At 72.4% G+C, this 21,037-nt stretch carries 19 protein-coding genes and 1 pseudogene; 12 read left to right on the top strand and 8 right to left on the bottom strand.

All coding sequences use genetic code 11. From position 1 onward, the window contains the following. Positions 1–16: 16 nt before the first annotated feature. Genes ACZ5TL_RS31910 through ACZ5TL_RS31895 form a run of 4 tightly spaced genes read right to left on the bottom strand, consistent with a single transcriptional unit; the run spans position 17 to position 3,778 of the window. Positions 17–985 carry a complex I subunit 1/NuoH family protein gene (locus ACZ5TL_RS31910; RefSeq protein ID WP_468594186.1) on the bottom strand — a complete coding sequence of 323 codons (969 nt, stop codon included), beginning with the start codon at positions 983–985 and terminating at the stop codon, positions 17–19. Beyond that, positions 982–2,721 (bottom strand): NADH-quinone oxidoreductase subunit C, encoded by a 1,740-nt coding sequence (locus ACZ5TL_RS31905; RefSeq protein ID WP_468594185.1) that lies wholly within the window; start codon positions 2,719–2,721, stop codon positions 982–984. The genes ACZ5TL_RS31910 and ACZ5TL_RS31905 overlap by 4 nt, the downstream gene beginning before the upstream one ends. Further along, positions 2,718–3,380: an NADH-quinone oxidoreductase subunit B gene (locus tag ACZ5TL_RS31900; protein WP_468594184.1), complete on the bottom strand. Its 663-nt coding sequence runs from the start codon at positions 3,378–3,380 to the stop codon at positions 2,718–2,720. The genes ACZ5TL_RS31905 and ACZ5TL_RS31900 overlap by 4 nt, the downstream gene beginning before the upstream one ends. Beyond that, positions 3,371–3,778, bottom strand: coding sequence for an NADH-quinone oxidoreductase subunit A (locus ACZ5TL_RS31895; RefSeq protein ID WP_356013050.1), 408 nt, complete (start codon positions 3,776–3,778; stop codon positions 3,371–3,373). The genes ACZ5TL_RS31900 and ACZ5TL_RS31895 overlap by 10 nt, the downstream gene beginning before the upstream one ends. 225 nt (positions 3,779–4,003) lie before the next feature. Here ACZ5TL_RS31895 and ACZ5TL_RS31890 point away from each other — a divergent pair, with 225 nt between their 5' ends. The 5 genes from ACZ5TL_RS31890 (at position 4,004) to ACZ5TL_RS31870 (ending at position 10,967) form a co-directional block, all read left to right on the top strand. Then, a complete protein-coding gene (locus tag ACZ5TL_RS31890; protein ID WP_468594183.1) occupies positions 4,004–5,218 on the top strand; it encodes a sensor histidine kinase in 1,215 nt (404 codons plus the stop codon). Between the two features lie 156 nt (positions 5,219–5,374). Beyond that, entirely contained in the window at positions 5,375–6,736 is a 1,362-nt protein-coding gene (locus tag ACZ5TL_RS31885) for a sensor histidine kinase (protein ID WP_468594182.1), read from the top strand. Between the two features lie 244 nt (positions 6,737–6,980). Next, a complete protein-coding gene (locus ACZ5TL_RS31880) occupies positions 6,981–7,640 on the top strand; it encodes a LuxR C-terminal-related transcriptional regulator (RefSeq protein WP_468594181.1) in 660 nt (219 codons plus the stop codon). Between the two features lie 326 nt (positions 7,641–7,966). After that, a complete protein-coding gene (locus ACZ5TL_RS31875; protein WP_468594179.1) occupies positions 7,967–9,895 on the top strand; it encodes a 2-oxoacid:acceptor oxidoreductase subunit alpha in 1,929 nt (642 codons plus the stop codon). Then, on the top strand, positions 9,888–10,967 hold the full coding sequence (locus tag ACZ5TL_RS31870; RefSeq protein ID WP_468594177.1) for a 2-oxoacid:ferredoxin oxidoreductase subunit beta: 1,080 nt from the start codon (positions 9,888–9,890) through the stop codon (positions 10,965–10,967). The genes ACZ5TL_RS31875 and ACZ5TL_RS31870 overlap by 8 nt, the downstream gene beginning before the upstream one ends. Before the next feature lie 64 nt (positions 10,968–11,031). On the opposite strand, the gene ACZ5TL_RS31865 is transcribed toward ACZ5TL_RS31870, so the two are convergent. Continuing rightward, entirely contained in the window at positions 11,032–11,412 is a 381-nt protein-coding gene (locus ACZ5TL_RS31865; RefSeq protein WP_468594175.1) for a winged helix-turn-helix transcriptional regulator, read from the bottom strand. Positions 11,413–11,503: 91 nt separating this feature from the next. On the opposite strand from ACZ5TL_RS31865, the gene ACZ5TL_RS31860 reads away from it, so the two are divergent. Further along, positions 11,504–12,358 carry an SDR family oxidoreductase gene (locus ACZ5TL_RS31860; protein WP_468594173.1) on the top strand — a complete coding sequence of 285 codons (855 nt, stop codon included), beginning with the start codon at positions 11,504–11,506 and terminating at the stop codon, positions 12,356–12,358. A gap of 54 nt (positions 12,359–12,412) precedes the next feature. Beyond that, positions 12,413–13,282, top strand: a pseudogene (gene rarD, locus ACZ5TL_RS31855) (EamA family transporter RarD); the annotation flags it as partial. Here the strand turns inward: rarD and ACZ5TL_RS31850 are convergent. Both ACZ5TL_RS31850 and ACZ5TL_RS31845 read right to left on the bottom strand, forming a co-directional pair. Next, complete coding sequence (locus ACZ5TL_RS31850) at positions 13,267–14,730, bottom strand: MFS transporter (RefSeq protein ID WP_468594171.1); 1,464 nt, start codon at positions 14,728–14,730, stop codon at positions 13,267–13,269. The pseudogene rarD and the gene ACZ5TL_RS31850 sit on opposite strands and share 16 nt — an antisense overlap. Positions 14,731–14,820: 90 nt before the next feature. Beyond that, the gene (locus ACZ5TL_RS31845) at positions 14,821–15,399 is read right to left on the bottom strand and encodes a CGNR zinc finger domain-containing protein (protein ID WP_468594252.1); all 579 of its coding nucleotides are present in this window, start codon (positions 15,397–15,399) and stop codon (positions 14,821–14,823) included. A 69-nt stretch (positions 15,400–15,468) separates the two neighbouring features. Between ACZ5TL_RS31845 and ACZ5TL_RS31840 the strand changes: the two genes are divergently transcribed. Both ACZ5TL_RS31840 and ACZ5TL_RS31835 read left to right on the top strand, forming a co-directional pair. After that, positions 15,469–15,942 carry a VOC family protein gene (locus ACZ5TL_RS31840; RefSeq protein ID WP_468594170.1) on the top strand — a complete coding sequence of 158 codons (474 nt, stop codon included), beginning with the start codon at positions 15,469–15,471 and terminating at the stop codon, positions 15,940–15,942. Positions 15,943–16,085: 143 nt separating this feature from the next. After that, positions 16,086–17,036 carry a M28 family metallopeptidase gene (locus tag ACZ5TL_RS31835; RefSeq protein WP_468594169.1) on the top strand — a complete coding sequence of 317 codons (951 nt, stop codon included), beginning with the start codon at positions 16,086–16,088 and terminating at the stop codon, positions 17,034–17,036. Between the two features lie 37 nt (positions 17,037–17,073). On the opposite strand, the gene ACZ5TL_RS31830 is transcribed toward ACZ5TL_RS31835, so the two are convergent. Further along, complete coding sequence (locus ACZ5TL_RS31830; RefSeq protein ID WP_468594167.1) at positions 17,074–18,321, bottom strand: tetratricopeptide repeat protein; 1,248 nt, start codon at positions 18,319–18,321, stop codon at positions 17,074–17,076. A 170-nt stretch (positions 18,322–18,491) separates the two neighbouring features. Here ACZ5TL_RS31830 and ACZ5TL_RS31825 point away from each other — a divergent pair, with 170 nt between their 5' ends. From ACZ5TL_RS31825 to ACZ5TL_RS31815, 3 genes are all read left to right on the top strand, one after another. Beyond that, positions 18,492–18,992 carry a DUF6668 family protein gene (locus ACZ5TL_RS31825; protein WP_468594166.1) on the top strand — a complete coding sequence of 167 codons (501 nt, stop codon included), beginning with the start codon at positions 18,492–18,494 and terminating at the stop codon, positions 18,990–18,992. An 83-nt stretch (positions 18,993–19,075) separates the two neighbouring features. After that, on the top strand, positions 19,076–20,185 hold the full coding sequence (locus ACZ5TL_RS31820) for an amidase family protein (RefSeq protein ID WP_468594165.1): 1,110 nt from the start codon (positions 19,076–19,078) through the stop codon (positions 20,183–20,185). An 83-nt stretch (positions 20,186–20,268) separates the two neighbouring features. Then, on the top strand, positions 20,269–20,853 hold the full coding sequence (locus tag ACZ5TL_RS31815) for a flavodoxin family protein (protein WP_468594164.1): 585 nt from the start codon (positions 20,269–20,271) through the stop codon (positions 20,851–20,853). The last annotated feature ends 184 nt before the right edge of the window (positions 20,854–21,037 follow it).

Genomic DNA, 21,037 nt, shown 5'->3' with positions numbered 1-21,037 from the left:
GGGATCGGGGCCATGGTTACCGGATCACCACCTTGACGACGCCGGTGAGGGCGATCTGGGCGAGGGAGAGGGGGACGAGGAGGGTCCAGGCGAGCTTCTGGAGCTGGTCCTCGCGCAGCCGGGGGTAGGTGACGCGCAGCCAGATGACGAGGAAGGCGAGGACGGCGGTCTTCAGCAGGGTCCAGACCCAGCCGAGGCCGTCGCCGCCCCAGGGGCCGTGCCAGCCGCCCAGGAACAGGACGGTGGTCAGGCCGCACAGGATGACGATTCCGGCGTACTCGGCGAGGAGGAAGAGAGCGAAGCGGAGGCCGGTGTACTCGGTGTACGCGCCGAAGATGATCTCCGAGTCGGCGACCGGCATGTCGAAGGGCGGGCGCTGGAGTTCCGCGAGACCGGCGACGAAGAACACGATCGCGCCGACGATCTGCCAGGGCAGCCACCACCACTCGAAGGCGTCGAGGATGCCGGGGAGCGAGACGGTGCCGGCCGCCATCGCCACCGAGGCGGCGGTGAGCAGCATCGGCAGTTCGTAGGAGAGGAGCTGGGCGGCGGTGCGCAGGCCGCCGAGGAGGGAGAACTTGTTCGCGGACGCCCAGCCGGCCATGAGCGAGCCGAGGACGCCGACGCCCATGACGGCCAGGACGAAGAACACGCCCGCGTCGATGACCTGGCCGACGGCTCCCTCGCCCGGGCCGATGGGAATGGCGAGCAGGACGAGGAGGTAGGGCAGGAGAGCGACGGCGGGGGCCAGTTGGAAGATGCGGCGGTCGGCGCCCGCGGGGACGACGTCCTCCTTCTGCGCGAACTTCACACCGTCGGCGATGAGCTGGGCCCAGCCGTGGAAGCCGCCGGCGTACATGGGGCCGAGGCGGCCCTGCATGTGGGCCATCACCTTGTGTTCGGTCTGGCCGATGATCAGGGGGAAGGTGAGGAAGACGACGAAGACGATCAGGAGTCGCAGGGCGACGTCGAGCACGTCGTTCACTGCGGGCCTCCTGTGGGGTCTGTGGGCTCTGTGGGCTCTGTGGGAGCTGGGGGGTCTTCGGGGTTGTCCTTGGGCTTCGGGCCACTCGCCGAGCCCGGGGTGCCCGGGGCCTCGGGGGTCTCCGGAGGCGCTGCGGTACCCGAGGGGTCTGCGGTTTCCGAGCGCTCCGCAGTCTCCGAGCGCTCCGCAGTCTCCGAGCGCTCTGCGGTTTTCGAGCGCTCTGCGGTTTCCGCAGACTCCCCGGTTTCCTCAGGCTCGGGGGTCTCCGAGCCACCCGACGGCCCGGGAGCCCGCAGTTGCGCTACCTCGGGCGACGGTTCGGGCGCCGGCAGTTGCGCTACCTCGGGCGACGGTTCGGGCGCCGGTTCGTCGAAGGCCGGGCGGGCGTGGTGCCAGGGGGCGTCCGAGCCGCGCGGAGTGCGCGAAGAGTCGCCCGGGCGGCTGTCGCCGGCACTGTCGCTGTCACCGCGGTCGGACGCGGCACGTTGGCTCGCGCTGCCTCCGCTTGCGCTGCGCGCCCGGCGGGGACCAGCGGGGGGGCCCGGCTGCGTCCGCTGCGACGCCGAGCCTTCGCCCGCGCTCCGCCCGCGGCGCGGGCGGGCCGACGGAGCCGTGGATCCGGCCTCAGCAGTTGAGGTCTCAGGCCCAGCATTCGGTGTCCCAGCCCCAGGGGTCGGTGCCCCAGCCTCAACGGCCGAGGCCCCAGCAGTCGAAGACTCAGCCCCAGCAGCCGGCGTCCCAGCCCCACCGGCCGAGGCGTCAGCTCCCCCCGACGGCGCCTTCGGCCCGGTGGTCGCCGCCTCCGGCCCACCGGCCGTCGCGTCCTGCCCGGTAGTCGCCGCGTCCGGCCCAGCAGCCGGCGCCTCCGCCCCAGTAATCCCCGCAGGAGCCTGGCTGGCCGACCCCTCGGCCGCGGTACGCGCCCGACGCGGCGCAGCCGCAGGCGGCGCACTCGTATCAGCTGTGTCACCCGCAGCACCCACGGCGCCCGCAGCACCCGCGGCGCCCGCGGCGCCCGCGGCGCCCGCAGCACCCTGGCTCGCCGACCCCTCCGCCGCGGATCGCGTCCGCCGCACCGGGCGTTCGCCCGCGGGGCGTGCCGCGCGGGTCGGCCGGTCGCCCGCCGCGCGCCCCGCGCCCCGGGCCGGACGGGCGGGGGCTGGAGGGAGTTGTCCCTTGAGGGGACCCCATTCGTTGGGGTCGGGGACGCCGGGCGGGAGCATCTGGCGGCGCTTGGGGCCGCCGTGCTCGGACTCCCCCGGCTCCTTCGCGCCGGGCCAGGCCTTGGCGACACGGGCGGCCAGGACGAAGTCCTTGCGCAGCGGGTGGCCTTCGAAGTTCTCGGGGAGCAGCAGGTGGTCCAGCCCCGGGTGGCCCTCGAAGGTGACGCCGAACATCTCGTGCGTCTCGCGTTCGTGCCAGGCGGCGCCCGCGTAGACACCGACCGCCGAGGGCAGGGCGGGGGCCTCGCGCGGGACGGTCGTGCGCAGCAGGAGACGTCGTACGGGAGAGAGCGCCGCGACGTGTGCCGTGACGCGGAAGCCCGTGCCCGGCTCGTCGACCGCGCTCAGCCAGTCGAAGTAGGTGCAGCCCAGCCGGTCGCGGGCGGTCTCCAGGGCGGCGATCCAGACAGCCGGCGGGACGTCGACCGTCAGGACCTCGTAGGACTCCTCGGCCGTGGCGTCCGTGCCGAAGAGTTCCTCGACCTCGGCGGGGAGCCAGCCGATCGCGGTCATCGCCCCTCCCCCGGTGTCTGCCCCGGCGTCTTCCCCGACGTCACTCCCGGCATCGGGCCGGAGCCCGGGGCGGAGGCCGGCGGCTGCACCAGTCCGCTCTGCAGCGCCGCTGCCGAAGGACGGGCGGCGCTGCTGCCGTACCGCTCCGCCAGTGACTCGCGGGCGATCTTCTCCTGGAGCTTGAGGATGCCCTGGAGCAGCGCCTCGGGACGGGGCGGGCAGCCGGGGACGTAGACGTCGACGGGGATGATCTGGTCGACGCCCTTGGTGACGGAGTACGAGTCCCAGTACGGGCCGCCGCAGTTGCTGCACGCGCCGAAGGAGATGACGTACTTCGGCTCGGGCATCTGCTCGTAGAGGCGCTTCACGGCCGGGGCCATCTTGTCCGTGACCGTGCCGGAGACGACCATCAGGTCGGCCTGGCGCGGGCCCGGTGCGAACGGGATGACGCCGAGCCGGATGAAGTCGTGGCGGGCCATGGACGCGGCGATGAACTCGATCGCGCAGCAGGCGAGGCCGAAGTTGAAGACCCAGAGCGAGTAGCGGCGGCCCCAGTTGAGGATCACCTTCATCGGCTCGGGCGCGAGGCGCGCGAGGGCGCCCAGCCGCTTGGGCTCGGGCAGCAGAACAGGCTCGGACACCGAGGGGTTCACGTCCATGCCAGGACGCCCTTCTTGTATGCGTAGAGCAGGCCCACGGCCAGGAAGCCGAGGAAGATGAACATCTCCACCAGGGTGGTCGCGCCGTAGCCGGGGGCGGCGAAGACGGTCGCCCAGGGGAACAGGAAGATCGAGTCGACGGCGAAGATCACGTAGAGGAAGGCGTAGACGTAGTAGCGGACCTGGGTGTGGGCCCAGCCCTCGCCCACGGGGTCGACGCCGCACTCGTAGGTCAGGAGCTTCTCGGGTGTGGGGACCACGGGCCGCAGCAGGCGGCCGGCCCCGAAGGCGACGGCGACGAACAGCACGCCGATGACGGCGAGCAGCCCGACGACCGAGTAGGACTGGAAGTAGTCCGCCGCGACGACGGTCGTGGTGACGACGGTCGGTTCCGGCACGTCCGTCCCTCGCTCCCTGAATACTCGGACCTGGATCCTGCGCCGATCCCGCGGCTCATCCGGACGCCGCTGTTCGACGATCTGTACGCACGGGAGTCTAGGCCCTGATAAAGGCAGGGTAAGCAGCCCGTCACGCCCCCGGCATACAGGGGTGGGGTTTTCCGCAGTTGATCCTGGCGGTCCACCTCATGGCGTCGTCGCCCGCCGCCGGGCACGCTGACGCACATGACCCAACGCTTCCCGTCCCCGGGCCCGCAGGCGGCCGCCCGGCTGGACGACCGTCCGCCCCCGGCACGGCTCGCCTACGACCGGCACACCTGGAAAGAGATCGCGCACCTGCTGGCCAACCTGCCGGTCGCGCTGCTCGGCTTCACCTACGTCGTGACGGTGCTGTCCACCGGTTTCGGGCTGACCGTCACGGTGATCGGGTTCCCGCTGCTCGCGGCCGGGCTGGTGGGTGTGCGGCAGCTGGGCCGGATGGAGCGGGCGAGGGCCAGGGCGCTGCTCGGGGTGCGGGTGGACGAGCCGAGCCGGCTGCGGCTGCTCGGCGGGGGCGGCTTCTTCCCGCGGTTGTGGATGCAGCTGAAGGACCCGGTGGGCTGGCGCACGGTCCTGTACGAGTTCATCCGGCTGCCGTGGGGCGTGATGACCTTCGCCGTCACGCTGGCCTCGCTGTTCGTGCTGTGGCCGGTGCTGCCGTTCATCGCGCGAGGTCTGGCCAACGCCGACCGGGCCATGGTGCGCGGGCTGCTGTCACCCTCCGACGAGCTGGAGCGGCGCATCGCCGAGCTGGAGTCGGACCGGGGGGTGGTCGTCGACACGGCGGCGGCCGACCTGCGGCGTATCGAACGGGACCTGCACGACGGGGCGCAGGCCCGGCTGGTGGCGCTGGCCATGGGGCTGGGTCTGGCCAAGGAGAAGGTGCTGGAGGATCCGGACGCGGCGGCGGCGATGGTCGAGGAGGCGCACGGCGAGGTGAAACTGGCGCTCCAGGAGCTGCGGGACCTGGCCCGCGGCATCCACCCGGCGGTGCTGACCGACCGCGGGCTGGACGCGGCCCTGTCCTCGGTGTCCTCACGATGCACGGTCCCGGTGAAGGTGACGGTGGACCTGGCGGAGCGGCCGGCCGCGGCCATCGAGGGCATCGCCTACTTCACCGTCTCGGAGCTGCTGCAGAACGTCAGCAAGCACAGCCGGGCCCGGTCCGCGTCGGTGGAGGTGTGGCGGACGGACGACCGGCTGCTCATACGGGTGTGGGACGACGGCCGCGGGGGCGCGCGCCTGGACGGCGGTACGGGGATGAAGGGCCTGGCGGACCGGCTGGACGCGGTCGACGGCCTGTTCGTCCTGGAGTCGCCGGAGGGCGGCCCGACGACGGTCACGGCGGAACTGCCGTGGCGCGAGCGCAGCCACGCCGCCGGCACGGACGGCACGGGCTAGCGGGAAGTCCTGTCCGGGACGGGAGGCGGCCCCGGGGCCGGAGGTGGGGAAAACCCCCGGCCAGGACGCCGACGGACTCCATGGTCCACCGGCCCGCGGCGGAGCAGGGTGGAGGCACGGGGGAACAGCCGCAGGACGAGGAGAAGGACGACGCCGATGGCCACGGAGTACGGACAGGGATACGGGCTCGGCGGCGAGCCCGGGTTCCCCGGGAGCACCGAACGCCGGCACCGGCTGCCGGCCGCGCTGCGGGCGCCGGTCGAGGGCCGCACCTGGCGCGAGTTCGGCCATGTGCTGCTCAGCCTGCCGATCAGCATCCTGCTGTTCACCTACGCCGTCACGATGGTGTCGCTGGGGGCGGGTCTGCTGGTGACCTTCCTCGGCGTACCGGTGCTGGCGGCGGCGCTCGCCGGCTGCCGGGGCTTCGGGGCGCTGGAGCGGACGCGGGCGCGGGCGCTGCTGGGCCTGGACGTGGCCGAGCCGGAGCCGCTGCGGATGAGGAAGCCGGGCGCCATGGCCTGGATGGGGGCCGTGCTCAAGAGCGGCGCCTCGTGGCGGGCGCTGCTGTACGCGGTGCTGCAGCTGCCCTGGGCGGTGTTCTCGTTCGTCGTCGCGGTGAACGTGTGGGTGCTGGGCTGGGCGCTGCTGACGTACCCGCTGTGGTTCTGGACGTTCCCGATGTACGGCGGGCAGGACGGGATGCAGTTGTACGGCGACGAGACGCACCGGGTGTACCTGGACAACCCGTTCGAGATCACGGTGACCGCGCTGGTGGGTCTGCTGTTCACGATCGCCACGCCGTGGATCGTGCGGGCGCTGACGATGGTGGACCGGCTGATGGTGCACGGGCTGCTCGGGCCGTCACGGCTGGTGTCACGGGTGGTGGAGCTGGAGTCGGACCGGGGCGTCGTGGTCGACACGGCCGCGGCGGACCTGCGGCGCATCGAGCGGGATCTGCACGACGGGGCGCAGGCCCGGCTGGTGGCGCTGGCCATGGATCTGGGGCTGGCGAAGGAGAAGCTCCAGGATGACCCGGAGGCGGCCGCGCGGATGGTGGACGAGGCGCACGGCGAGGTGAAGACGGCACTGCAGGAGCTGCGGGATCTGGCCCGGGGCATCCACCCGGCGGTGCTGACGGACCGGGGGCTGGACGCGGCGCTGTCGGCGGTGGCGTCGCGGTGCGCGGTGCCGGTGCGGGTCGAGGTCGACCTGGCGGAGCGGCCGGCGCCGGCGATCGAGGGGATCGCCTACTTCACGGTGTCGGAGCTGTTGCAGAACGTCAGCAAGCACGCGCGGGCGACCTGGGCGGGCGTGGAGGTGTGGCGGACGGAAAACCGGCTGATGCTGCAGGTCGTGGACAACGGCGTGGGAGGGGCGGGCACGTCCCAGTGGTCGGGGCTGGCCGGGCTGGCGGAGCGGCTCGACGCGGTGGACGGGATCCTGGTGGTGGACTCGCCGGCGGGCGGGCCGACCCGGGTGACCGCGGAGCTGCCGTGGCGGGGGGAGCACGTGCGGTGACCTCGCGGGGGCCCGGCCCCCTGTGACCCGGGGCCGGAGGGCGGAGTCCTCCGGCCCCGGACTGTGCCCGTCCGCCACCCGAATCGGTCAGCCAAGAAGACCGGTCAGCCAAGAAGCCGGTCCCATCCCCATACACCCCCCGACCCTGAAATGCTGGCCCTGTCGCACGGGTGGGCGCGGAGCCGTTGTGGGCCGCGGACGGGCGACGTCGGGCTTGGGGGGGCCGAACATCGTGGAGGATAGGGTGCGCGTGGTCATCGCCGAGGATTCAGTGCTGCTCAGGGAGGGCCTGACCCGGTTGCTGACCGACCGCGGGCACGAGGTCGTCGCCGGGGTGGGTGACGGCGAGGCGCTGATCAAGACCATCACGGAGCTGGACGCGCAGGGCGAACTGCCCGACGTGGTCGTGGCGGATGTGCGGATGCCGCCGACGCACACCGACGAGGGCGTCCGGGCCGCGGTACAGCTGCGCAAGGCACATCCCCGGCTGGGTGTGCTGGTGCTGTCGCAGTACGTGGAGGAGCGCTACGCCACGGAGCTGCTCGCGGGGTCCAGCCGGGGTGTCGGCTATCTGCTGAAGGACCGGGTGGCCGAGGTGCGGGAGTTCGTGGACGCGGTGGTGCGGGTGGCCGAGGGCGGTACGGCCCTGGACCCGGAGGTGGTGGCGCAGCTGCTGGGCCGCAGCCGCAAGCAGGACGTGCTGGCGGGACTCACGCCGCGGGAGCGGGAGGTGCTGGGGCTGATGGCCGAGGGGCGGACGAACTCGGCGATCGCCCGGCAGCTCGTGGTCAGCGACGGAGCGGTCGAGAAGCACGTCAGCAACATCTTCCTCAAGCTGGGGCTGTCCCCGAGCGTGGGCGATCACCGCAGGGTGCTGGCGGTGCTGACGTACCTCAATTCCTGACCTCGGTGTCCGGCCTCCCTTCCTGATCGCTCCATGACCTCGCTCCATGACCTCAATCCCTGACCATCCCTGACCTCGGATACGGACTCGGTCACTGACTCGTCACTGACCTCGAGCCCTGTTCGAGCCGAGGGTGTGCGGCCGGCATCCTCGGCGACGGAATCGTGTATGGAAGTCCGGACATGTCAGGGCGCAAGATCGTCTCAAAGTCGTGTCCAACATGCGAATGACCCAAAGAAGGCGACCCTTGCGGTCGTAGGGTTGATCCTGGGAAGGCCTGCGGGAAGGCCCTTCCCGGACAGCCGCCTCGAAGGAGGTCCAGTTCAGTGACCAGCCAGGTCAGTAGCCCAGCGGAGCAGGCCGACGGAGCAGTCGTAGGAGAGCAGCGCAAAGCGGCGGGCGCGAAGGACGTCCGGCGCCTGGACCGGGTGATCATCAGGTTCGCGGGGGACTCGGGTGACGGTATGCAGCTCACCGGTGACCGTTTCACCTCGGAGACCGCGTCGTTCGGCAACGACCTGTCGACGCTGCCGAACTTCCCGGCCGAGATCCGGGCGCCCGCCGGGACCCTGCCGGGTGTGTCGTCGTTCCAACTGCACTTCGCCGATCACGACATCCTGACCCCCGGTGACGCGCCGAACGTGCTGGTGGCGATGAACCCGGCCGCGCTGAAGGCCAACATCGGCGACCTGCCGCGCGGCGCGGAGGTGATCGTCAACACGGACGAGTTCACCAAGCGGGCGATGCAGAAGGTCGGCTACGCGAGCAGTCCGCTGGAGGACGGCTCCCTGGACGGCTACCACCTGCACCCGGTGCCGCTGACCACGCTGACGGTGGAGGCGCTGAAGGAGTTCGACCTCACCCGTAAGGAGGCCGAGCGCAGCAAGAACATGTTCGCGCTGGGCCTGCTGAGCTGGATGTATCACCGGCCCACGGAGGGCACGGAGAAGTTCCTGAAGGCGAAGTTCGCCAAAAAGCCGGACATCGCGGCAGCGAACATCGCGGCGTTCCGGGCGGGCTGGAACTTCGGGGAGACGACGGAGGACTTCGCGGTCTCCTACGAGGTGGCCCCGGCGGCCACGGCGTTCCCGCCGGGGGTGTACCGCAACATCTCCGGCAACCTCGCGCTGTCCTACGGGCTGGTCGCCGCGTCCCGGCAGGCGGATCTACCGCTGTATCTGGGGTCGTATCCGATCACGCCGGCGTCGGACATCCTGCACGAGCTGAGCCGGCACAAGAATTTCGGGGTGCGCACGTTCCAGGCGGAGGACGAGATCGCCGGGATCGGGGCGGCGCTGGGCGCGGCGTTCGGCGGTTCGCTGGCGGTCACGACCACCTCCGGGCCGGGTGTGGCGCTGAAGTCCGAGACCATCGGGCTGGCGGTCTCGCTGGAGCTGCCGCTGCTGATCGTGGACATCCAGCGCGGCGGCCCGTCGACGGGCCTGCCGACCAAGACCGAGCAGGCGGACCTGCTGCAGGCGATGTTCGGGCGCAACGGCGAGGCGCCGGTCCCGGTGGTCGCCCCGCGCACGCCGGCCGACTGCTTCGACGCGGCGCTGGAGGCGGCGCGGATCGCGCTGACCTACCGCACGCCGGTGTTCCTGCTGTCCGACGGCTACCTGGCCAACGGCTCCGAGCCGTGGCGCATCCCGGACCTGGAGGAGTTGCCGGACCTGCGGGTGCGGTTCGCGCAGGGCCCGAACCACACGCTGGACGACGGCACCGAGGTGTTCTGGCCGTACAAGCGCGACCCGCAGACGCTGGCCCGCCCCTGGGCGATCCCGGGCACGCCGGGCCTGGAGCACCGCATCGGCGGCATCGAGAAGGAGGACGGCTCGGGCAACATCTCCTACGCCCCGGCCAACCACGACTTCATGGTCCGCACCCGGCAGGCGAAGGTGGACGGCATCGACGTCCCGGACCTCGAGGTGGACGACCCGGACGGCGCCAGGACCCTCGTCCTGGGCTGGGGATCGACGTACGGGCCGATCACGGCGGCGGTGCGGCGGCTGCGCAGAGCCGGGGAATCCGTCGCGCAGGCGCATCTGCGCCACCTCAACCCCTTCCCGCGGAATCTGGGCTCCGTGCTGGAGCGTTACGACAAGGTGGTGATCCCCGAGATGAACCTCGGGCAGCTCGCCACGCTCATCCGGGCGAAATACCTGGTCGACGCCCACTCGTACAACCAGGTCAACGGCATGCCGTTCAAGGCGGAGCAGCTCGCCGCGGCTCTGAAGGAGGCCATCGATGGCTGAGACGTCCACGCACGGCACGGGCACCATCGAGGCGCTCTCCCTCGTCCCCAAGGCCGAGGGCAGGCAGTCGATGAAGGACTTCAAGTCGGATCAGGAAGTGCGCTGGTGCCCCGGCTGCGGTGACTACGCCATCCTCGCCGCGGTGCAGGGCTTCATGCCCGAGCTGGGACTGGCGAAGGAGAACATCGTCTTCGTCTCCGGTATCGGCTGCTCCTCCCGCTTCCCGTACTACATGAACACCTACGGGATGCACTCCATCCACGGCCGCGCCCCCGCCATCGCCACCGGCCTGGCCACCTCCCGCCGCGACCTGTCCGTGTGGGTCGTCACCGGTGACGGCGACGCGCTGTCCATCGGCGGCAACCACCTCATCCACGCCCTGCGCCGCAACGTCAACCTCAAGATCCTGCTGTTCAACAACCGGATCTACGGCCTGACCAAGGGCCAGTACTCGCCGACCTCCGAGGTCGGGAAGATCACCAAGTCGACGCCGATGGGCTCCCTCGACGCCCCCTTCAACCCGGTGTCGCTGGCCATCGGCGCCGAGGCGTCCTTCGTCGCCCGCACCGTCGACTCCGACCGCAAGCACCTCACCGAGGTCCTGCGCCAGGCCTCCGCCCACCAGGGCACCGCCCTGGTCGAGATCTACCAGAACTGCAACATCTTCAACGACGGCGCCTTCGACGCCCTGAAGGACAAGCAGCAGGCCGAGGAGGCCGTGATCCGCCTTGAGCACGGCAAGCCGATCCGGTTCGGCGGCGACCTGTCGAAGGGCGTCGTGCGGGACCAGCTGACCGGTGACCTGAGGGTGGTCGCGGTGACGCCGGACAACGAGGACCAGGTGCTCGTCCACGACGCGCACTCGGCGTCCCCGACCACGGCGTTCGCGCTGTCCCGGCTCGCCGACCCCGACACCCTCCACCACACGCCGATCGGCGTCTTCCGGTCGGTCGGCCGCCCGGTCTACGACACCCAGATGAGCGACCAGCTCGACCACGCGATCGAGCAGCACGGCAAGGGCGACCTGGCCGCACTGCTGACGGGCGGCGACACCTGGACGGTCGTCGGCTGAGCGACGGTCGCCGGCTGAGCAGCGAGAGACATCTCGGCATCCCCCGAGGCCCGGGACCGCCTGTCTACGAGGCGGCCCGGGCCTCGTCGTACGCCCGGCGGGCCCGCTCCACGTCGTCCATGCGCCGGTGCGTCCACTGCGCCAGGGCGCGGACCTGCTCGGCGGCCTCGCGGCCCAGGCCGGTGAGGGAGTAGTCGACGCGGGGCGGGATGACCGGCTTGGCGTCCCGGTGGACGAGCCCGTCCCGCTCCAGGGTCTGGAGCGTCTGCGTGAGCATCTTCTCGCTGACTCCCCGGCCTCCGGATCCGCCGATCGCCCGGCGCAGCTCGCTGAACCGGTGGGGTCGGCCCAGGAGCTCGATCAGCACGAGGACGCCCCAGCGGCTGGTCACGTGCTCCAGGACCAGCCGGTGCGGGCAGAGGGCTTCCTTTTCACTTACCGCCATGCCAGTACCTTACTTCAAAGTGGGTACTTTCCAAGAGTTAGCGCCGCCTTTAGGGTTAGTGTCATCGCACCCCACAAGGAGAGTCCCCACCATGAGCATCGTCGTCACCGGAGCCACCGGACACCTCGGCCGTCACGTCGTGGAGCAGCTGCTGGAGAAGGTTCCCGCCGAGCAGATCACCGCGGTCGTGCGCAACGCGGAGAAGGCCGCCGACTTCGCGGACCGCGGTGTGAAGATCGCACTCGCCGACTACAACGTCCCCGCGTCCTTCGACGGCCTGTTCTCCGCCGGCGACAAGGTGCTGCTGATCTCGGGCAACGAGTTCGACAAGGGCCGGGTGCGGCAGCACAAGGCCGTCATCGACGCCGCCAAGGCGGCCGGTGTCGCCCTGCTCGCCTACACCAGCGCCCCGGGCAGCCTGACCGCCGCGCTCGCCGACGACCACCGCGGCACCGAGGAGATCCTGCTGGACTCCGGTGTGCCCTACGCCCTGCTGCGCAACGGCTGGTACCACGAGAACTACACCGAGAACCTCGCCCCGGTGCTGGAGCACGACGCGGTCGTCGCCGCCGCCGGTGAGGGCAGGGTCTCCTCCGCCTCCCGCGCCGACTACGCCGCCGCCGCCGTCGCCGTGCTGACCGGCGAGGGGCACGAGAACGCGACGTACGAGCTGGGCGGCGACACCGCCTGGAGCTTCGCCGAGTACGCGGCCGAGCTGAGCCGGCAGACCGGCAAGGAGATCACCTACAACACCGTCTCCCCCGAGGCCCTGGTCGGCATCCTGACCGGCGCGGGCCTGCCCGAGCCGTTCGCCCAGATCCTCGCTGGCGTGGACGCCGCCATCGAGAAGGGCGAGCTGGTCGTCTCCACCGGCGACCTGTCCCGCCTGACCGGCCGCCCGACGACGCCGTTCGCCGACGCCATCGCCACCGCGCTCAAGGACTGACTCTCCCCCCGCCGCCACAGCCCCCGGCTGTCATGACCGTATGCCGATACGGGCATGACAGCCGGGGGCGTCCGGCGTTACCGTCGTGCTCGCGGACACATGCAAGGCGCGAAGGAGGGGCCGGTGACCGGCAAGCCGAGGGGTGAGCGGCACATAGGACTGCTGAACGGCTTCGCGGCCTACGGGATGTGGGGGCTGGTCCCCCTGTTCTGGCCCCTGCTGAAGCCGGCCGGCGCGGTGGAGATCCTGGCCCACCGGATGGTGTGGTCGCTGGTCTTCGTGGGCGCCGCCCTGCTCGTGCTGCGCCGCTGGGCCTGGGCCGGTGAACTCCTGCGGCAGCCGCGCAAGCTGGCGCTCATCACGGTCGCCGCGGCGGTCATCACCGTCAACTGGGGCCTCTACATCTGGTCCGTGAACTCCGGGCACGTGGTCGAGGCCTCGCTCGGGTACTTCATCAACCCGCTGGTCACCATCGCGATCGGCGTGCTGCTGCTGAAGGAGCGGCTGCGCCCGGTGCAGTGGGCGGCGGTCGGGACCGGCTGCGCCGCGGTCCTGGTCCTGACGATCGGCTACGGCCGGCCGCCGTGGATCTCCCTGGCGCTCGCCTTCTCCTTCGCCACCTACGGGCTGGTGAAGAAGAAGGTGAACCTCGGCGGTGTGGAGTCGCTGGCCGCCGAGACCGCGATCCAGTTCCTGCCCGCCCTCGGCTACCTGGCGTGGCTGACCGCGCAGGGCGGCTCCACCTTCGCCGCCGAGGGCGCGGGGCACGCGGCGCTGCTCGCCTCGGCCGGGATCGTCACCGCGCTGCCGCTCGTCTGCTTCGGCGCGGCTGCCATCCGTGTCCCCCTGTCCACCATCGGTCTGCTGCAGTACCTGACGCCGGTCTTCCAGTTCCTGCTCGGCATCCTCTACTTCCACGAGGAGATGCCGCCGGAGCGCTGGGCCGGCTTCGCGCTGGTGTGGCTGGCGCTGACACTGCTCACCTGGGACGCGCTGCGCACCGCGCGGCGGACCTCCCGCGCGCTCACCAGGGAGAGCAGCGCGCCCAGCACCACCAGCACGACCGGCACGGTCAGCGCCGCACGGAACGCCGACAGCGTGGCCTCGGGGCCGGACCCGGTGGAGGCCAGGCCGTAGACCGCGGTCACCGCGGAGATGCCGATCGCGGCGCCGAACTGCGTCGCCGTGGTCAGCAGCCCGCCGGCCAGGCCCTGCTCCGGCTCGGCGACCCCGTCCGTCGCCGCGATGGTCAGCGGACCGTAGGCCAGGGCGAAGGCGAGGCCCGCCAGGAACAGCGTCGGGAACATCGCGACGTAGGACCAGTCCATGCCGACCGGCAGGAACAGCGCGTAGGCGGCCACGGCCAGGGCGAAGCCGCCGACGATCACGCGGGCGTTGCCGAAGCGGGCGACCAGTCTCGGGGTGAGTGTGGGGGCGAGGACGGCGTCGATGCCCATGACGAGCAGGGCGACGGCGGTCTCGGAGGACGACCAGCCGCGCAGTTCCTGCAGGTAGAGCGTGACGACGAACTGGAAGCCGAAGAAGGCGCCGAGGAAGAGCAGCGCCCCCAGGTCGGCGCGCACGACCGGCCCCCGGCGCAGGAGGGCGAGGCGGACGAGCGGGTCGGGGCAGCGGCGTTCGACCGCGACGAAGGCACCGGCCAGGAGCAGTGCCGCGAGGCCCGCGGCCAGGGTGAGCGGCCACTGGTGGAGCCCGTGCTCCAGGCGTACGACGGTGTAGGCGGCCAGCAGCATGGCGCCGGCGGCGGTGATCGCGCCGGGCAGGTCGAAGGTGCGCCGACGGGCCGGCGGGGCGTCCCTGCGGGGGATCAGGCGTGCGGCCGCGACCAGCAGGGCGGCGGCCATCAGCACGGGTGCGAAGAACACCCAGCGCCAGCCGATCTCCGTGAGCAGACCGCCGATGACCAGGCCGAGGGAGAAGCCGGCCGCGCCCGTTCCGGCGAAGACCAGCAGGGCCTTGTTGCGCTTCGGGCCCTCCTCGTACGACGTGGTGATCAGCGAGAGCGCGGCCGGGGTCATGAACGCGGCGGCGACGCCCGTGACGAACCGGGCGACGACCAGCATCCAGCCCTCCGTCGCCAAGCCGCCGAGTCCCGAGAAGCCGAGGAAGACGGTCAGCCAGAGCAGGAACATCCGCCGCCGGCCCAGCAGGTCGGCGGCCCGGCCGCCCAGCAGGGTGAACCCGGCGTAGCCGAGGACGTAGGCGCTCAGCACCCAGGCCGCGGTACCGGTGGTCAGGCCGAGGTCGGCGCGGACGGCCGGGATCGCCACCGCCATCATCGCGACGTCGATGCCTTCGAGGAAGATCGTTCCGCACAGGACGAGCAGCAGCGCCCAGGCACGCGTGCCCATGAGTCAACACTCCTCTGGTAAGAGGCGGTTACGCAAGCGAGGGTCGGTCCCTCCTGTGACCAGGACTGCTGGAGGACCGGCGGCCGCGCTTCACCGAGTGGTGCCGGGGGCCCGGCGGACCCGGTGCGCCCGGACCTTCTCGCGGTTGCCGCAGTGCTCCATCGCGCACCAGCGGCGGCGGCCCGGGCGGGAGGTGTCGACGAAGAGCAGGTAGCAGTTGTGGGCGCCGCACTCGCGCACGCGGTGGGCGTGAGGGCCGGTGAACAGGTCGATCGCGTCGCGGGCGACGGTGGAGAGCAGGTGCGCGCCCGTGGCGCCCGGGGCCCAGGCGCGGGTGCCGTCCGGGGCGATGCGGGCGACGAGCGGGGGTCCGGCCGCGGCGGCGTTGACGACGTCCAGGTGGGCGGCGTCGAGCGGGCGGCCGCGTGCGCGGTCGGCGGCGAGCAGGAGTACGGCGTCGCGCAGGGTGCGGGCGCGCTCCAGTTCCCCGGCGGAGACGGTGAGGTCCAGTCCGTCCGGCAGCCGGCTGCGCCCGGCCCAGGCGACCAGGTCTGCGGGCTCGTGCAGCACCTCCCAGCGGGTGAAGGCGCCGGGCCCGCCGGTCGTCGTCAGCTCCAGGCACAGGGCTCCCGGGTCGAAGCGGTAGGGCTTCCCCCCGGACGAGACCAGCGTCAGGCCGGGCGTCCGTTCCGGCGATTCTCCTGCGCGTCCACTCACCTAACCAGTATAAGTGGTTACATGACGCAGACACCGGCATCAGCCGCTCCCGTGCACTGGAAGGTCGTCATCGACGCCAACGACCCGCACGCGCAGGCCGACTTCTGGGCAGCCGCCCTCGGGTACGAGGTCGAGGACAACAGCGCCCTCATCGAGAAGCTGCTCGGCTTCGGCGCCCTGCCGGAAGCGGCCACGGTCGAGTTCCACGGCCGCCGTGCCTTCCGGGACCTGGTCGCCGTACGGCACCCCGAGGACCCCGTCGAGGAGGAGAGCGGGACCGGGCTGGGGCGGCGGCTGCTGTTCCAGCGGGTGCCGGAGGCGAAGACGGTCAAGAACCGGCTCCACCTCGATCTGCACCCGGGCGAGGGCCGGCGCGAGGAGGAGGTCGCGCGACTGGAGGAGCTCGGGGCGGGCGTGCTGCGGCGGGTGAAGGAGCAGGGCGGCGAATGGGCCGTGATGGCGGACCCGGAGGGGAACGAGTTCTGCGTGCAGTGACCCCGGGCGGCGCCCGCAACGCCCTGGCCGGATCAGAGTCTTGACGGAGAGTCAGCACCAGCTTCACCATCCAGGCACCCCCTTCACTGCGGGCTGCCTGTGGACACCTCCACGGGCCACCCGCCGGAATCCGGAGCCCCCACATGAAGCTCTCCGTTTCCGCGCGCGCCCTCGCCGCAGGCGGCATGGCCACAGCCATGCTCCTGACCGGTGGTGCCGTGGCCGACGCCGCGTCCTCCGCTCCCCCCGGAGCGGCCGCCGCGCCGGACATACCCCTGGCGAACGTCAAGGCCCACCTGTCCCAGCTGCAGGCCATAGCCACCGCCAACGGCGGCAACCGCGCGCACGGCCGGGCCGGTTACAAGGCCTCGCTCGACCACCTGAAGGCCAAGCTGGACGCGGCCGGATTCACCACCACCGTCCAGCAGTTCACCGCCTCCGGCCGCACCGGCTACAACCTGATCGCCGACTGGCCCGGCGGTGACGCGAACCAGGTCGTGATGGCCGGCTCGCACCTCGACAGCGTCTCCTCCGGGCCCGGCATCAACGACAACGGCTCCGGCTCGGCCGCCGTCCTGGAGACCGCGCTCGCCGTGTCCCGGGCACAGTACAAGCCCGCCAGACACCTGCGGTTCGCCTGGTGGGGCGCGGAGGAGCTCGGCCTGGTCGGCTCCCGCACCTACGTCAACCGGCTGACCACCGGCGACCGTTCGAGGATCAGCGCCTATCTGAACTTCGACATGATCGGCTCCCCCAACCCCGGTTACTTCGTCTACGACGACGACCCGGCGATCGAGAAGACCTTCAAGGACTACTTCGGCGGCATCGGCGTCCCGACCGAGATCGAGACCGAGGGCGACGGCCGCTCCGACCACGCGCCCTTCAAGAGCGCGGGCGTCGCGGTGGGCGGCCTGTTCACCGGGGCCGGCCGGACGAAGACGGCGGCGCAGGCGGCCAAGTGGGGCGGTACGGCGGGGCAGTCCTTCGACCGCTGCTACCACTCCTCCTGCGACACCACCGCCAACATCAACGACACGGCCCTGAACCGCAACAGCGACGCCCTCGCGTACGCGGTGTGGGAGCTGTCGCGTTGAATGAATTCCGGTAGCACCCACGGCTGCCGGCCACCGGCTACCGGTTGCGGGCGCGTTCGGTGAGACGCCCCATGCGGGCGCGGGCCGACTCCAGTTCCTCGATCTCCTCGGCTGCCGGACCGCCCTCGGCGGCGAGCTCGGTCCACAGGCCGATCAGGTCGCCCCCCAGCTCCAGTCCCAGCGCCGGGTCCCGCACCGCGCGCCAGGCGGTGGCCGCGCTCCGTACGTTGCCGTAGGCGGCCTCCGCGTCGCCGGCCCGGCGGCGGGCGCGCGCCAGGTCGAGCGACAACTGGAGGGCGCGGAGCGGTTCGCCCGCCAAGTAGGCGATGTACGCGCTCAGTTCGCGCAGCCGGAGCACCTCGGGGTGCTCCGGCCCAAGCGTGTCCGACGCCGCCGCGACGGTCTGGTCCGCCAGCCCGGCCGCCGCGTCGATCCGGCCCTCCCGCACCGCCTCGTTGATCCGTGCGGCCGGCTCCGCGAGGAACGCGGGGACGGCCGGGTCGCCCGGTGCGCCTTCGTCGCCGAGCACGGCCTCCGCGACGGCGTCGAAGCCGCGCGGCGGGGTGGGCTTGGGGTCGGGGTCCGCAGCGAGCAGGGCGGCCTCGGGGACCGGTTCGGCATGCCGACGGGGGCCGGCCTCCGGGACGGGAAGCGGCCTGGCGTCCATGGGAGGGGGCGGGCCGAAGGCCCCGGTCGAGGGCGCGACGGTGCCGGGCGGCGTGGCCGTACCCGGGACGGCGTCTTCCGGTACGGCTCGCAGTTCGAACGTCGGTACGGGCTCGTCGGCCGGCTGCGCCCCGGGTACCGCCCGCAGCGGGAACGTCGGGGCGGTGCCACGCTCCGGCTCGGACCCGGGGCGCAGGACGTGGGTGGCGCTGTCGCCGCGCGGGATCTCCTGCTCCGCCGGTGCCGTCCGCACCGGCTCGGCCGTGAAGCGGCTGGAGCCGTCCGGGTCGACCTGGAGCGGGACGACGTAGCCGATGCGCTCGTCCTTGATCGTGGCGAAAACGGGGTGGCCGGTGGCGAGGGCGATGTGGTGGAGGCGGTTCAGGACGGCCTGCTGGATCTCCTCGCCGGGAGCCGCGAAGACCGGGACCCCGCCCACCGAGGCGCCGTCGGACGGGCTGCCTGGGCCTGACCCCGGGCCCGTTCCTGATCCTGGGCCCGTTCCTGATCCGGGGTCCGTCCTGGCCGCGGGGACATGGACGTCGATCGGCGCCGCCGGGTTCGCCGCACCCGCGGCCTGTTGCTGTTCCCGCTTCTTCTCGCGGCTGAGTCGAGCCATCGTCCCCTCACTCGGCGTCGCTCGGCGTCGTGCACCTACTGTCGAGTGTGTCCGCTCGCCGCCGTTTCTCACGTCACCGCGGTGTCACAGGCTCGTCCCAAGGACCGCCTTCCCCGGAACGGGTGGTTCCGCAGGGCATGAAGACCGGGAGCACGAGGGAGGAGAGGGGCATGCAGACAGGCATCCGACAGGGACCGGAGATCTGGCTCCGCGGCCCGGTGACCCGCGAGCCGGGTCCGCCGGAGCCCGCGCACGACCATGCCGCGGCACGGCGCTTCTCCTGGGTCGGTACCCACGGCGGCGCGGGCGTCTCCACCCTCGCCGCCGTCTACGGCGGTCATGACAGCGGCCGCGCCTGGCCCGGGCCGGGCGAGCCGTCGTCGGTGCTGCTGGTCGCGCGGACACACGCGGCCGGACTGGACGCGGTCGCCGGCGCGGTGGACATCTTCCGGCGCGGCCAGGCTCCGCCCGGACTCGACCTCGACGCCGTCGTCCTCGTGGCGGACGCCCCGGGCCGGCTGCCCCGCCCCCTCGCCCAGCGGGTCAGGTCCCTGGAGTCGGTCATCGACGTGTACCGCGTGCCGTGGGTGCCGTCCTGGCGGCTCGGCGAACTGGGCCGTCCGCCCCGCGAGACGACGCCCCTGGCCCGGCTGACAGGAGCGGCACGCTGACAGCCGGGCGCCCGCCGGCCGGGCCCCTGTCGGCCGGGGAGATCGCGGCGGGCGTCCGGTCCCGGGAACTGCGCGCGGCCGACGTGACCGCGGCGGCGCTGGAGCGCATCGAGGAGGCCGACCCGGAGCTGTGCGCGTTCCTCGAGGTGTGGGGTGAGGAGGCGGTGCGGCGGGCGGCGGAGGTGGACGCGCTGCTCGACCGGCGCGCCGGGGACGGGTCGCTGCCGCTGGCCGGTGTGCCGATCGCGGTGAAGGGGCGGCACGGGCTGCGCGCCGCGGGTCCGTTGCTCGCGGCCGGCTGTGTCGCCGTGGGGGCGACCTCCGTGCCCGGTCCCGGAACGCCCTGGCAGACCTGGGGGCTCGGGGCCCGGGGGCGGACCGTCAACCCGTGGCGGGCCGACCGTACGCCGGGCGGCTCCTCGGCCGGGGCGGCGGTGGCGGTGGCGGCCGGTCTCGTGCCGTTGGCCACGGGCAGTGACGGGGCCGGGTCGGTGCGGATCCCGGCGGCCTGGTGCGGGGTGGCCGGGCTGAAGACCACGGGCGGACGGCTTCCCTCCGGCGACCGTACGGGTCTTGCCGTCCCCGGCGTGCTCGCCCGCTCGGCGTCCGACGCGGCCCTGTGGTGGCGCGTGGTCTCCGAGGAACCGGTACCGGCCGCAACACCCCTCCCCGTCACCGCCGTCTGGTCCCCCGACCTCGGTTTCGCCGGGCCCGACCCGGAGCCCGTCGCACTGGCCCGGGCGGCGGTGGAGCGGCTTGTGGCGGCGGGGGCCGTACGGCTCGTACGGCCCCGGGTGCCGTTGCGGCTCGTGGACCCCGAGCCCGCCTGGGTCGCGCTGCGCGCGAACGGTGGCGGCCGGGCAGGAGCCGGTTCGGCACCCGGGGCCGGCCTGGCCGGGGCGCACCGGGTCCGGGCGGAGAACGACCGGCGGCTAGCCGAACTGTTCGCCGATGCCGCGTTGCTGCTCACCCCCACGGCGCCCACCGCGCCACACGGCCACGAGGGCCCGGGCGACCGCTACTCCACCTCGCTCACCTGGGCGTTCAACCTCAGCGGGCATCCGGCGCTGAGCCTGACCGCGGGCTTCGGCGGCGACGGCTGCCCGGCCGGGCTGCACCTGGTGGCGCCGCACGGGAGGGAGGCGTTGCTGCTGGCCGTGGCGCGCGAGGCGGAGGCGCGCCTCGGGTGCTGAGGGAACACCCTGGCGGATATACTTGCGCGCGCATATGATGCAAGCGCGCGTAATTGACGTGCGCCGACTTTCAGGGGGAAGCCATGACCCGCCGTTTCCTTTTCGTCCTGGGCAGTGCCCGCGCCGAGGGCAACTCCGAGCTGCTGGCCCGCCGGGCCGCCGAGCAACTGCCGGCGGACGCCGAACAGCGGTGGATCGACCTCACCGCGCATCCCGTGCCGGACTTCGAGGACCTGCGGCACGACAGTGACCACGTCCGCCCGACCGAGGGCAACGCGGCCCTGTTGCTCGACGCCACGCTCGCGGCGACCGACATCGTGATCGTCTCGCCCCTGTACTGGTACTCGGTCTCCGCGCACACCAAGCGCTACCTGGACCACTGGTCGGGCTGGCTGCGCACCCCGGGCCTCGACTTCCAGGCGACCCTGGCCGGGCGCACACTGTGGGGCGTCACCGCCCTCGCGCACCCGGAGGACGTCGTCGCCGACCCGCTGATCGGGACGCTCAACAACTCCGCCGCGTACCTGGGGATGCGCTTCGGCGGGGTGCTGCTCGGCAACGGCAGCAAGCCCGGTGACGTGCTGAACGACACCGGGGCACTGACCCGCGCGAAGACCTTCTTCGCGCGGGAGGCCCCGCCGGCCCGGTACCCGTACGAGCGGGACTAGAGACGGACCAGAGATGAACGAGTCCGATGTGCACGGGTCGCGACCATGACGAAGGGCGTCCGGGTCTGTGTGAGGACAGACCCGGACGCCCTTCGGGCGGCACCGTACGTATGCATCGGCGACCAGAGGGCGGCGTGCCGCCGGAAGGGCCAGCCGAACCGGACCGGAATCCCTGGCCCTCGGG

The organism is Streptomyces sp. NPDC033136 (assembly GCF_055578235.1).
The sequence above is the reverse complement of the archived record's forward strand: the minus strand, read 5'-3'. Positions and strand labels throughout refer to the sequence as shown.